Raw genomic sequence first — 13,434 nt, 5'->3', positions numbered from 1 at the left:
ATCGTTATGGTAACACTTATGTTAAAGGAAATCAAACAATTTAACATATAAAATCAATATAAATCTATATTCACTATGTATTTCCCATCTTCAGTTTCAAACTCAGACTGCATCCACTCTATCGTTTCCGCATTGCATACTGCCTGCAAATCATCCTGTGCAGATTGATCCAACTTATCCTCTTGTACGCTCGCTTTTATCATCAACTTTTTTATCAGATACTTAACTGATACATTATTATCTGCTTTTATCTTTCTGATAATGTTTAATATCTGCACACAATTGTCTCCCATTTCCTCTGAATATTTATCGTAGATAAGCTCTTCTTTGCTCGGCCAATTACTTTGATTGTGTACAGAATTATAACTATACAACTGGTGGTATATCTCTTCTGTAATGTATGGCAAAAAAGGTGCAAATAACCGCAAAATAACATTTAACACATACGCCAAGCTTTGTTTTGCACTTAAACTGCTTCCGTACGCGCGTTTTTTTACTAATTCCAAGTAGTTATCACAAAAATCTTTCCAAAAAAATTCCTCTATTACGCCCAAAGCTTCGCAGTATTCAAACTGTAATAGGTTATTTGTTGCTCTTTCTATAACTTTGTATAACTTAGACAATATCCACTTATCTATTGTCTCGTGAGCAGAATTTATGCTCATTACTTGATGCTTTTCCATGAACATGGAAACAAACTTGCTAGCGTTCCAAAGTTTTGTAACTAGGCGCTTGCCAATTTTGAATATATTTTCAGAGTAGACTGTATCAACTCCCAGCCTTGAGTTTGCTGCCCAATAGCGTACTACATCAGCTCCATAAGTTTTAAGTATTATATGAGGAGTGATGATGTTACCTTTTGATTTACTCATCTTTTTTTTATCATCGGCTAAACACCAACCGCTGATCATAATGTTTTTCCAAGGTAAAGAATCTGCATGATAATGTGCTTTCAAAATCGTATAAAAAGCCCAAGTTCTTATTATCTCATGGCTCTGGCTGCGCAGATCTGCAGGAAATACTGTATTATAGCGATGATTTGGTAAGCTAAACTCACTGTTTACTGCCAGTGCACTTAGTTGAGGAGTAATTGAACTTGTAGCCCAGGTATCCATTACATCTTGATCTGGGATAACCTCTTCTTTGCTATACCCTTTTGGCAAATCTTTGAGTGGATCAATAGGTAGGTTCTTTATCTCAGCTAGAATAATTTTACCTTCTTCTCCCTTACGTTTGGAATACCATGCTGGAAATGGCACACCAAAATAGCGCTGTCTTGAGATGCACCAGTCCCAATTTAGCCCTTCTATCCACACTTCCATGCGTTTACGCATATTGCTTGGATGCCAATTGCATTCTTTTACTTTATCTAATACTTGAGCTTTTTGCTCTAAAGTCTTGATAAACCATTGATAAGTAGGCAATATCTCAAGTAGTGCACCAGATCTTTCTGCACACTTGACAGAATGAGAAATGTTAGTGCTTTCTATTAGTAACTCCTTCTCAGTTAGGATTTCGATCATCCTCTTTCTTGCTGCTGTAACCATTAGTCCATTTATTTCATTTAGTATATCGTCTGTCATCCGAGTAGCTGACACTGGGATCCATTCTTCTTTTTTCTGACCATACGCTGACATGATATCTTCCTCTGTCATCGCTGGCATTGGCTCTTTTTCCTGGATTCCAGTGTCACGCACTGGAATGACATCATAAAGGCTTATTCTCCCATCCTGATCGATGATAATTTTCATCGGTAGATTATGCTTTTGCTGCCAATATATGTCGAGTTCATCACCGAATGTACAACACATAACAAGCCCAGTGCCTTTATCTATTTTAACCTTATCATCAGCTATTATTGGAACTTTTGTCTCTGTGATCGGCACCACGGCTGTTTCGCCAATCAGATGGGTGTAGCGCGCATCCTCTGGATGACAAAAAACTGCAACGCATGCGGGAAGTAACTCGGGTCGCGTAGTTGCAATATTGATCTGCTCATTTTCTTCAGTAGAGAAAACTATCGTGTTTAAGGATGACTCAAAAACTTTATCTTCTATTTCTGCTTGCGCAATTGCGGTTTTATCAACCGGATCCCAAAGGATGGGCTGCATTTTTCTGTACGCATATCCCTTATTATATAGATCAATGAATGACATTTGTGAAAGCGTCACAGTTTCTTTGCTGATCGTGTGATATTCCAAACCCCAATCGTAACTAATGCCGACTGATTTAAATAGTTCCTTGAATTCTTGCTTTGATTTCTCAATAACTTCATGGCACATCTCTATAAATTTTTCTCTGCCAACTTCTTTTGCACGGGTTTTATAGGTCTGCTCAACCAATCTTTCAGTGGGAAGCCCGTTATCATCAAACCCAATCGGATAGAAAACATCTTTTCCCAGCATGCGCTGAAACCTTGCAATAAAGTCTGTATGGCAATAGCTGAATATATGGCCGATATGCAATTTACCCGATATTGTTGGTGGAGGTGTGTCTATAGTGAAAGTGTTATCCTTTTCACCATGCCACTTATAAACTTTACTGCCTTCCCATAATATGTTGTATTTGTCTTCAATTTCTTTAAAGCCGTATTTTTCTTTTAACATAAATATTTCTTAAGTTTTAAACTTTAAGCTAGCAACGTCATACTGCGATTCATTCGCGGTATCTCTTAGCCGCTAACAAGCAGCGGGATGACGATTGTCGGTAAACCTAAATTACTTTAGCTATAGCACAATTAAGCAAATACGGCTACGCCAAAATTTTATAAAAATAACACACTATGGAAAATATTACTCGACATTAAGTTTTAAAGGCATCACACTATCTAAACATTACTTATATTGAGGTTTGTTATGTTAGCAGAAGCAAGGGTTGTCGAAAAAGATAAAATAGAACTTTTTGTAAAGGAAAATAAAAAGATTACTTTCAAAGCCTACAAAATTTTTTGTGTGGGCTTCAATATTCAGAGTAGTAACAACAACACCAAAGAACTATTTGTTTCTGGTTCTTATAAAGAAGGTAGATACATTATAGAGCAAGTTGTAGCCAAAAAAATACCTTTTACTTCTTTTGAAGAAATGAGAAGAAATGAAAAGACAGCTTGATATTAACGAGCAACCTAGTATAGGAAACATATGTGAGTGTCCCGAAGAAGAATTTACTGATCTGCCTGAGGTGTCCAAGAAAGAAGCTGAGAAGAAAAATGGAAAGTTACAAGCTAAATTGAATACAGCAAAGAAGAAAAGACGAAACTCAGAAACTAAAATAAAAACACTAAATGCTCAAATTGAAGAACAGAAGCAGCAAGTTGAAGAGAAAGCTGAAATAAATAAACTAAATGCTCAAATTCAGCGGCTTCAAGCAACACTAAATGTTGCTGCTGCTTGGTTAAAAGCTAAAGACGAGGAAATAAATGAGCTAAATGCTCAAATTCAGTGGTTTCAAGCAACACCAAATGATGATGATGCTCAGTTACAAGCTAAAGACGAGAAAATAATAGAATTAGAAGCTAAAAACAAAACAACTGAGCAACCAAAACAAGGCAATGGAGCGAAGTATACCGCTACTGTTGGTATGGGTCTTGCTGCTGGACTGATAGCATTTACTGCACTTGAACGTACAGTTAGGTTAGAGATGTTAGTAATGATTGGTATAGCAGTAGCATCTGCACTCGTAGCTGGTGGTATTACATATGCAGCATTACCTAGTACTCAAGTAGATGGAGTGAAAGCACAAGAAGTAAATGAGAATGGGAAAAGCAAGTAACAAAGGGAAATAACAAAGAGAAGTAACAAAGACACTGGGATGACACCGTCATAAAGGAACCAGTGTCACACTATTAGGATGACACCCTAACAATCGTCATCCCGCTACTTGTTAGCGCCGCGGCGGGATGACGGTTAATTATTCTGCGCGGGATGATGCCTCACCATGTCGTTTGAGTAGCGGACACTGGAATGGCTTTGTTGCATCGCTAGCTATGATGGATTAAAGATAAAAAAGATGGAGAATATCAGTAGCTTATTATTCTGGTGTTTATAATAAGAACGGTCAGTGAATACCTAAATTTTAACAATAGACTTCTTTCAAAATTCATGTAAGGAGCTCAAAATTGTGGATAGCAGCAATCAAATTAAATCTTAAACCAAAACGTTTTCGTCGCTTTCTATATCTATCGGAAATGATTTTAAACCTTTTCAATAAGCCAATTACGTTTTCAAGTATTGCCCTGTGGCTCATAAGTGTCCTGTTCTCTTTTTTTTGTTCTTTGCTTAACGGATTCTTTTTCTTTTTCCTGTGCGATAATACAACATTTTTGTGTATCTTCTGCATTCCCCTGTAGCCAGCATCAGCTAAGATTTTAGTTTGCTGCTACTTTTGATTCTCTAAACATCCGAAAATCGTGTTTTCTGCCATTCGAGAAAGATGTGCATATGACTTTTCTTCTCTGTTACTATTTGTGTTTTTATAGTATGCCTTTTTTTCTTTCCAGAGTAGAAGGGCTTTTGCTTTTTTTTGGCCTCTCTACTGGCGTCTCAGTTCCGTCTATTACTAAAACTTCATATTCTACATCACTCTTTAATAGTTCTTTTTTTCCTGGTAATGCAAAATCTGGATATTTTATTAATGTGTCTTCTACCCATCTTATTATTTTAAAACAATTACTTTCACTCATGCCATAACTTTGTCCAATATGAAAATATGTGCGGTTATATATTCTAGTGCCATCAGTAGCCTGTCTTCTACGCAAAGTTTGCTTTTTCTTCCACTTCTAGCTTTTTTTCTTTCTCATCCATAATTTCTACCATTCGCTCAAATGTTGCTTTTTTTACCCCTGTTAAACGTCGAAACTTTTCTCCTTCTAACTTTTCTATTTCCTTATATTTCATGCTTTCAAATACTTGATCTTACACTCCTTCTTCTAATTTTGAAAGAAGTCTATTCTACCAGGAAAGAAAATATCAAGTTGAGATATAGTTAAAGCCCAATTAGGTATAGCCATAGTGGGAGTGTTAAATAAACTATTCATACCCCTCCCCTTTTGAAGGAAAAATTCTTTCAACTATAGGTGATATAATATATTCATTCACTTTTTCAGCAGCAAGTAGTGTAGCCAAGGTTGCAAACATCCCTGCAATTGGCGCTATGACTCCTATTGTTGCACCTGCTAAAGCTGCAGAGCCCAGTCCAAGCATTGCACCAGGAAAAATAGTAGTTGCGGCTGCAGCAAGGCCAACTCCAATTGCAGCGCTTGTAACGCATAAACAAGCAGATCCGAAAAGATCTTCTTTGGAGAATTCTCCTTTTTTTACACTATTGCATATAAGAAATGCAGCTAATAATATTACAGGAATGGCGGCAATAATTCCACCTATAACCAAAGGTGATAAAGCTGTAAAACTCAACCCCAAACCTGTCAATGCTCCTATTACTGATGCTATACCACACAATACTAAAACTCCTTTAGTGCCGTCATCCATACAACCTCTCTAATTAATTGATATATTACCATTTGTTCATATCTCCATCAAGCAGAAAATTTTAGTGGGGCGAGCGACCAGGATTGAACTGGCGACATTCAGTACCACAAACTGACGCTCTACCAACTGAGCTACGCCCGCCAAGATATAAAATTTCTAACATAAGAGCGCAAATAGTCAATTGATTATTTAACTCTCCTTTTGCAGAGGGTTTTAAGTTTAGCCAATAAATATTTTCATTGATACTTTTACTATTATAGTTAATTGTATTGATACTAATGAAGTAGTGGTATGTTTAAAAGTATTTTCACATTTAGTTTTTTTACAGCTATTTCAAGGATTTCAGGGTTAATAAGAGATGTATTGATTGCTACGGTTATTGGTGCAAACTCTCTTGCAGACATATTTTTTTCTTCGTTTCGCTTTGCCAATCTATTTCGCGCATTTTTTGCAGAGGGAGCATTTACTACGTCCTTTATACCGTTATATTCAACAGAATCACATGATAATAAGAAGGCATTTAATTTTGCAAGTGGTGTAATATCAATTACGTTTATTATCTTAGTAATTTTTTGCCTTATCATGCAAACTTTCTCTCCTTATATGATTCAAATTTTTGCTCCTGGATTTGACCAAAGTAAGTTTACCCTTACTGTTACTTTATCAAGAATTATGATGCCCTACATAATTTTTGTGTCAATTGCATCACTAATTGGTGGAATGCTGCAAGTAAAGCAGCATTTTGCTTCAACAGCTATTGCACCAATCGTTTTGAATCTCTGTTTAATCATCAGTTTATTTGTGCCTTATATAAAAACCTCAGCGCACAACCTTTCTATAGCTGTGCTAATCGGAGGGATTTTACAGTTACTTCTGATACTGTTTAGTGCATACAAGTTAAAGGCAGCTTTTTCTTTTAGCCTTGAATTAAGCAATGAAGTAAGGTTGTTTTTTAAGCGTGTAATACCTGCAACTATCAACAATTGTGTAATACAAATAAGTGTATGGATTGACACAATCATGGCGAGTTTTATACCAAACGCGGTGTCCTATATATATTATGCCGATAGACTAAATCAACTACCGCAGGGAATAATCGGTACTGCAATCGGTACAGTGCTTCTTCCTTTAATTTCAAAACAGGTGAATAATACTGAAAATATAGTCAAAATACAGAACAAGGCTCTCAACATAGGATTAATGTTAATTATGCCAACAACTGCTGCCTTTATCATTATTCCCGACATAATTTTACTTACGCTTTTTTCTTACGGCCGGTTTGATTATTATGCAGTGCAGCAAACTGCTCCCACGTTAATAGCATTTTCTCTTTCTTTACCTGCATTTATTATAAATAAAGTATTGCTACCCACATTTTTTGCTAAAGGCAATCTGAAAATACCAACTATGTTTTCACTAATGTGCCTTGGAATTAATGTAGTGCTAAACCTTTTGTTAATGAACAAATATCAGCATACGGGAATTGCTATTGCTACTTCTGTTTCCACTTGGATAAATTCTATTCTATTAATTAGTTATTTAACAATAAATAAAATGTATAAGGTTAGCCAAGCGTTATTGTTAAATATCATGAAAATTTTTGTAGCAACGGTAGTCATGTCAATAGCCCTTTATATTTTTAATTCTTTGTTGGCAGGATTATTTTTTGATAAAATGTTGGCTCGTATTGTTTATTTAACGACTTTAATAGCTTTGAGTGTTATTGTTTATTTTGGTACTCTTTACCTAACTTTTAGAGGAAGTTTGAATAATTTGAAATATGTATAAACTAGATCTTTTGCTAAAGGAACAGCAAATAATGTCATCCCAGTGCTTGACACTGGGATCCAGATATAAAAATATTTGCAAATTATGCAATAGACAACAGATTCTAGGAGCATACGCTGAAATAATGCCCATGATGAAAATAAGATGGATCCCAGTGTCAAGCACTGGGATGACAGGAATAGGCACTGGGATGACACCTATCTTATTGGAAATCACTCTTATACTACAACTTCTGTGCAGTAAGCACTGGAATGACATCATGATAGGTCTACTGTGAAACTTTCTATATATTCCATATTATTAATCTCTTTGGCATTAGTCCTTCTTCATGTTGCTGCAACTTTTAAGGATTGGAGTGGCTACAGGAAATATATCATAAAAGAGCTGGAGAGGACGTATGATGCTAAAGTGCATATTGGAGGGAAAGTTGAAGTTTCACTCATTACTCCAAAACTCACTATTTATAATATATATGTACAATACAACGAAAATAAAGAGCAAAAGTTATCAGATTTAATTAGTGTAAGAAAAATTGAAATAAGGCCATCGTTCCTATCATTGTTTTTATTTTCGTTGCAACCAAAATCAATCACATTGTTTGGCATGAAAAGCAATAAAGAAAATTTAATTAATATTATAAATACAAAAGCCAGTGGTAACACAGTCGATATAGTAATAAAAGACAGCCAAGTAAATTTTAAGAGTGATTTCGCTGATATTGTTAACATAAAGGAAATTGCTGTAAAAAAAAATAAGCAGTTTTTTGGTGAAGTAAAGGTAGGTGATAATAATTACGATTTTTCAGGAAAGGTTAATATCACAAAAAAAAATGTATACATTAGTGTTGAATCAAACTTTGTAAATTTGCTATTTACAGGTAATAGAAATCAAGAAGAACTCCAGGGTAATTTAACACTAACGATTAATAATAGTTCCGGTTCTGTGAGTGATTTAGCAAAAATCATTAATCTTAGCTTTCTTTCTTGTGTTATTCCTAGTGAAAATATTGAGATATCATCTAATATCAACCTCGATGAAAATGAGTTTACGGTAACTGACTTGAAAATTGATTCCAAAAGCATGCAAGCCAGTGGTACAATACAAAATGATAGAAAAGGCGATCACACTAATCTCAATATTAGCTTCAGCAAAGTTGACTTAGATTCCATACAAAATGATTCACAAAGAACAACGAATATGAAAGACATTCTGGAATGCTTTAGAGCAGTTGTGCCAAAGAACTTGAGCTTAAATTTTAATATGGAAGCTTCTAACATTCAATATCAAAACAAAATATTGGACAATTTTCGTGCTGTACTAAAATCCACTGATGGCAAAGTAAAAGTTAATACGCTTCTTAAATTTCCTGGAATCAATAATATATCTTACTTATCAGGAGAGATTTCAAATAATAATGCCCTACCTGAATTCGACGGTGATTTATTAGTCGAAGGAGGTGATTTTGAGTCATTCATTTCATGTTTTTTCCCTTCTATAAAGATGAAAGAAAACCAGAAAAATCAATTTACACTAAGTTCTAAATTGCACCTTGCACCAAGAATATTATCTATCTCAGACATTAGATTGCTAAATAATAAGGAATCCTTGCAAGGATCAATTAAGATGAGTTACGCAAAAAAACGCAGTGTGATTGATGGTAAATTTAGCATGCATAATCTTGATGCAGATAAATATGATCATTCATTATTTAGCAGTTTATCTAAAATGCAACGGCTGAAAAATTTTCAGTATGATGCAAATATAAAGGCCAGTGTTAATAACCTTATATTAAATGATACGAAAATTAAAAATTTGGATTTTTTGCTGAAAATGGAAAAAGGTAAGCTAGTTGCAGATAAAATAAAACTATCTGGAGAAGATTTCGATATTACCGGTAATGCAAAAATATTAGTAGATCAAAAATACACCAAACCTTTATTAGATGTGAACCTTACGGGCAATAAATTTAATGGAAATATTTTTAAATTACCAAATTTAGTAGAGGTAAAAAGAAATTCAAGAAATGAGATAGATCAAATTCAATGGTCAACAAAGCAGCTTGATTTTTTGAATGACAAAGAAGGCTTTGATGCAAATGTGCAAATCAATACTGCAGAATTTAAAACCGAGCAGAATATTTTGAAAGATTTTAATTTGGATGCGGTAATGAGAAACAACGTTATCACTATCAGGCAGACAAGTTACATATTAGAACACGGGCAAGTGTTTTTTCAGGGTTATTTAAGATCAGACTCAATGAATACAAGATTTTCTATTGTAAATTTGGACACTAAAAAGATTGGTAAGGTTATAGGAATTGACAATGTAAATGGTCAGGTAAGCTTAAATGGCGAAATCAAAACTCAAGGAAAGAGTTTTCATGATTGGGCTAGTAACTTATCAGGAGATGTAAACCTACAAGCGCAGGGAATAGAAGTTACTAATGTAGATTTCAATTCATTTATCACTAATTTGTTAAGCAGTAAGAATAAGTCTGAAATTTCCACATTCGCTTATGTTGATATATATAATGGCAGCACATTTTTTGAAAATATTAGCGGAAAAGCAAGTATTAAGAGTGGTATATGTTCAACTAGTTTACAATTCGGGATTGATCAAGCATCAGGGTCGATCTCTTCTAATTTAACCTTATCTAACTTCGCTTTAAATTCTATATTCAGGTTCTTTTTCATACCACCAAACTATAGTAATCCAATCTATATCGATATGCACTTGGATGGCCCTATTTGGCGTCCTAAGATGAGTTTTGATGTAGACCAAATCTTCATCGCTCTGGTTGGCAAGAGGAATAGTTAATTTACTTAGGTGTATGGTTTAGGGAACAATGAACTAATCTGAACGGATACAAACTTAACCTAACTCATCACCACCTGGCAATGGTGGCAAGCCAAAAGCTTCTCTTTTTTCATTGAGCGTCATGAAGCTTGCATTTTCTACGTATTTCCACAACTTTTGTCTCTTTTCCATGAGAATTTCTATTGCATCTTTCTCATACGACAAGCACAGATCTTCACCAAATTTTGGTGTCAGCCAAGAATTCAGATGACAGATAATATTTTCTAGCGTTGGTAAAACCGTCTGCTCCCAGAGGGATAAGCGTGCTTCGACTAAATTGCTATAAGTGTTATCACCCGGTATGCCAAGCAATTGCGGTGGAACGCCAAAAGCTAGCGCAATATCACGAGCTGAGCTGTGTTTGGATTCAATAAAATCCATATCCCTTGGTGATAAGCTCATTTCTTTCCACTCCAAGCCTCCTTCAAGCAATATCGGTCTTCCAGCATTGACAGAACCTGAATAATGATCATTTATTTGCTCTTTTAAGCGTTGGTACTGTTCTTGACTTAAACTTCCACCACTCCCGTCCTTCGCTGATTTCACAACTATTGCACCACTTGGTCTTGCCCCATTTTGCAACATCGCTTGATTCCAAGCACCCGCCTGATTATGCTGATCTATGCTATATGCAGCTGCCTCAATTGGTGATAATCCATACCAATCATTCAAAGGGTTAAAGGTCTTTAGGTGCAACACTGCTGAACGTCCGGTTAGTTTATCAACTTTAAAGTCATAACTGTTGTTATTTATGGTATAACGATAGATATAAGGAACGTTATTTCTCCCCGGAACAATTTCAACCCTATCAGGGCGCAGAAGATAAAGCTCTGTTGGTGGTTTTCTATTGTTCTGCGACTCAACCGTCAATACATAAGAATTGCCGTTAACTAACCGATAAGTTACAATCCCCTCAATAAATTCCGATTTTGATGTCATTGGATTAGGAGAATAAAGTAATTTCAGTAATGGATGGGCTTTTAATTGCGATTTTCCCTGTTCAGTAAGCTGGCAGAGAGTAAAAGGTACCGAAGATGCAGCACTTGCAATCATATTAATTGCTCGAAAGGCAATAACATTTTTTATGTAACCTTCCTCAGCAAAACTTACATAATCACGCTTACTCCAACTTGGTTCCATCATTAGCTGCAAAGCAGAATATTTAGTAAATACTGCGCTTTTTTTTCTTTGAAAAATGTTGAAATTCATATGTGCCTCATGAAAAATGTTTAAAAGTTAAAAGTGTTTTAGATTCTGTAGTTAAACTAAGACATAGATCCCAGTGTCACGCACTGGTATGACATCATAGGGGGCACTGGAATGAAAAGAAGAGAGCACTTGGATGACAGGAAAATGCTATACTAAAAAGAAAAGAAACAGAATATGGTAGAATGGCTAACATCTAATCAGCTTATTGATTATAACTGTGCCGTAAAATCTATGGAAGAAAAAATTCAACAAATTCACAATAATTCAGCAGACGAATTGGTATGGCTACTCCAGCACCCTCCACTTTATACTGCAGGAATCAGTGCAACAGATGATGATATTGTTGAAAAACTATTTCCTATATATAAAACAGGCAGGGGTGGCAAATACACATATCATGGGCCAGGACAACGTGTTATATATTTAATGTTGAACCTTAAAAAAAGAAATAAATGCGACATAAAGCTATATATTAGAGACCTAAGTAAGTGGATAATAAATGTTTTAAAGCAATTTAATATACTTGGAGAATTTAAAGAGGACAGAATAGGTGTTTGGGTGAATAACAATGGAGTAGAAAAAAAAATTGCAGCTTTTGGTATTCGCTTAAGAAAATGGGTAACTTATCATGGCATAGCGCTTAATGTTTCCCCAGACCTTTCTCATTACAAGGGTATTATTCCTTGCGGGCTGCAAGATTATGGCGTCACATCAATGGAAGAATTAGGAGTTGAAGTTCTACTCTCTGAATTGGATGATATACTAAAAAAAGAGTTTTATAAGATATTTTAATGATTATTTATCTTTTATATTTTATTCTCACCCTATGTGCTATGAACCAAGTTGATATTATTGCTCCTTCCTCCAAGGGAAAAGAATCAGATCTGACTACCATAAAAGAGTATGTAGAAGCCTTGAATTTCAGTCCCCATATCTCAGAGAAAATATATAGCAATGATAATCCATTCTACTCTAACTCTGATGAATTTAGAGCAAATGATTTGATTATAGCACTAACTGATGATAGTAAAATAATTTGGTGCATTAGAGGAGGAGAAGGAGCTTCTCGGTTAATTCCCTATCTAGAAAAGCTACCCAATGATAAAAAAGAAAGGATTGCTCAAAACAAAAAAATCCTCATAGGCTATAGCGATATAACTGCTCTGCACATTTATCTACAAGTCGAATACGACTGGCAAACTCTTCACGGTACCATGTTGGAAATGATAGTAAATAACTCCGTTGCTGAAAGTTCTGTTGAAAAATTGAAAGAGTTAATTCTTAACAAGCGGGATTCTATCAGATTTGATAACCTCAAGATGATAAACAATGGCATTAGACTAAAAGATGGCAGATTAGAGTCTAAAGTCATCGGTGGTAATATGACTTTAGTTGAAAATAGTATAGGAACCGCTTGGCAAATAAATGCAAAGGGCAAAATTTTATTTTTAGAGGACGTGAGAGTTTACCCATATGCAATGGAGCGCAGTTTAGATCACTTAAAACAAGCTCACATTTTTGATGGAGTGCATGCAGTAATCTTTGGGGATTTCGTTAACTGTTATAATGATAATCTTGTTGAAGTTGTAAAAGAAAGGTTTGCAAAAAGTGTAAACTTTCCTGTATTTACAATGAAAGGGGTAGGCCATGGACATACAAATGACCCTTTACCTCTTAACACTCACGCTATTATTAGCGTTCAAGACGAAAAAGAAGGTTTGTTTTTTATGGATGTGCAGAATGTTAGCTAATCTTATAGCTAATGCGAGCTCTACGTCATGCTGCCGCGGTATCTCTTAGCCGCTAACACGTACTTAACCGTCATACCGCGATTTATTCGCGGTATCTCATCCGCTAACAAGAGATCCCGCTGCGGGATCGACGAGGTCAGGGTGTCATGAAAGTAGCTGACACTGGTTGCTATCCAAAAGGGTGTCATCCCAGTGCCCAGACACTGGTTCTATGCAACTTAATTAAAAACGTTTGTTTTAGCGTAAGACAACTACCTTTAGCTCATCAGCTCAGTTATAAGCAGAATTTCTGGATTCCAGACTGGAATGACACCATTTGCTGTCTTCAAAAACGAATGTTCGTACAG

At 35.4% G+C, this 13,434-nt stretch carries 11 protein-coding genes, 1 tRNA gene and 1 pseudogene; 7 read left to right on the top strand and 6 right to left on the bottom strand.

Going from position 1 to position 13,434, the window contains the following annotated elements:
* Nucleotides 1-53 precede the first annotated feature (53 nt).
* Nucleotides 54-2,606, bottom strand: coding sequence for a valine--tRNA ligase (locus NHG98_RS04065; protein ID WP_096617698.1), 2,553 nt, complete (start codon nucleotides 2,604-2,606; stop codon nucleotides 54-56).
* A 249-nt stretch (nucleotides 2,607-2,855) separates the two neighbouring features.
* Here NHG98_RS04065 and NHG98_RS04060 point away from each other — a divergent pair, with 249 nt between their 5' ends.
* Together NHG98_RS04060 and NHG98_RS04055 are read left to right on the top strand one after the other, a co-directional pair.
* A complete protein-coding gene (locus NHG98_RS04060; protein WP_096617696.1) occupies nucleotides 2,856-3,107 on the top strand; it encodes a hypothetical protein in 252 nt (83 codons plus the stop codon).
* Nucleotides 3,091-3,768, top strand: a complete 678-nt coding sequence (locus NHG98_RS04055) for a hypothetical protein (RefSeq protein WP_096617694.1) — start codon at nucleotides 3,091-3,093, stop codon at nucleotides 3,766-3,768. The genes NHG98_RS04060 and NHG98_RS04055 overlap by 17 nt, the downstream gene beginning before the upstream one ends.
* A gap of 327 nt (nucleotides 3,769-4,095) precedes the next feature.
* On the opposite strand, the pseudogene NHG98_RS04050 reads toward NHG98_RS04055, so the two are convergent.
* From NHG98_RS04050 to NHG98_RS04040, 3 genes and pseudogenes are all read right to left on the bottom strand, one after another.
* A pseudogene (locus NHG98_RS04050) lies at nucleotides 4,096-4,892 on the bottom strand (IS5 family transposase).
* 132 nt (nucleotides 4,893-5,024) lie between these two features.
* Nucleotides 5,025-5,483, bottom strand: a complete 459-nt coding sequence (locus NHG98_RS04045) for a hypothetical protein (RefSeq protein WP_096560738.1) — start codon at nucleotides 5,481-5,483, stop codon at nucleotides 5,025-5,027.
* 65 nt (nucleotides 5,484-5,548) lie between these two features.
* Nucleotides 5,549-5,624, bottom strand: a tRNA-His gene (locus NHG98_RS04040).
* Nucleotides 5,625-5,774: 150 nt separating this feature from the next.
* On the opposite strand from NHG98_RS04040, the gene murJ reads away from it, so the two are divergent.
* The 3 genes from murJ to NHG98_RS04025 are packed head-to-tail and all read left to right on the top strand — an operon-like array spanning nucleotide 5,775 to nucleotide 10,088.
* On the top strand, nucleotides 5,775-7,271 hold the full coding sequence (gene murJ, locus NHG98_RS04035; protein WP_096560739.1) for a murein biosynthesis integral membrane protein MurJ: 1,497 nt from the start codon (nucleotides 5,775-5,777) through the stop codon (nucleotides 7,269-7,271).
* The gene (locus NHG98_RS04030) at nucleotides 7,264-7,548 is read left to right on the top strand and encodes a hypothetical protein (protein ID WP_096560740.1); all 285 of its coding nucleotides are present in this window, start codon (nucleotides 7,264-7,266) and stop codon (nucleotides 7,546-7,548) included. Before murJ ends, NHG98_RS04030 begins: the two co-directional genes overlap by 8 nt.
* Nucleotides 7,545-10,088 (top strand): AsmA family protein, encoded by a 2,544-nt coding sequence (locus NHG98_RS04025; RefSeq protein ID WP_096560741.1) that lies wholly within the window; start codon nucleotides 7,545-7,547, stop codon nucleotides 10,086-10,088. The genes NHG98_RS04030 and NHG98_RS04025 overlap by 4 nt, the downstream gene beginning before the upstream one ends.
* Before the next feature lie 54 nt (nucleotides 10,089-10,142).
* Here NHG98_RS04025 and NHG98_RS04020 read toward each other — a convergent pair whose 3' ends face one another.
* A complete protein-coding gene (locus NHG98_RS04020; RefSeq protein WP_096560742.1) occupies nucleotides 10,143-11,336 on the bottom strand; it encodes a phage portal protein in 1,194 nt (397 codons plus the stop codon).
* A gap of 174 nt (nucleotides 11,337-11,510) precedes the next feature.
* Here NHG98_RS04020 and lipB point away from each other — a divergent pair, with 174 nt between their 5' ends.
* Both lipB and NHG98_RS04010 read left to right on the top strand, forming a co-directional pair.
* Complete coding sequence (lipB, locus tag NHG98_RS04015) at nucleotides 11,511-12,128, top strand: lipoyl(octanoyl) transferase LipB (protein ID WP_096560743.1); 618 nt, start codon at nucleotides 11,511-11,513, stop codon at nucleotides 12,126-12,128.
* Nucleotides 12,128-13,087 (top strand): LD-carboxypeptidase, encoded by a 960-nt coding sequence (locus NHG98_RS04010; protein WP_096560744.1) that lies wholly within the window; start codon nucleotides 12,128-12,130, stop codon nucleotides 13,085-13,087. Before lipB ends, NHG98_RS04010 begins: the two co-directional genes overlap by 1 nt.
* Nucleotides 13,088-13,107: 20 nt before the next feature.
* Here the strand turns inward: NHG98_RS04010 and NHG98_RS04005 are convergent, their stop codons facing one another.
* The gene (locus NHG98_RS04005) at nucleotides 13,108-13,275 is read right to left on the bottom strand and encodes a hypothetical protein (protein ID WP_259245302.1); all 168 of its coding nucleotides are present in this window, start codon (nucleotides 13,273-13,275) and stop codon (nucleotides 13,108-13,110) included.
* Nucleotides 13,276-13,434: the final 159 nt, after the last annotated feature.

This window comes from Wolbachia endosymbiont of Aedes albopictus, assembly GCF_024804185.1.
In the GTDB taxonomy this organism is placed as follows: Bacteria; Pseudomonadota; Alphaproteobacteria; order Rickettsiales; family Anaplasmataceae; genus Wolbachia; species Wolbachia pipientis_B.
The sequence above is the reverse complement of the archived record's forward strand: the minus strand, read 5'-3'. Positions and strand labels throughout refer to the sequence as shown.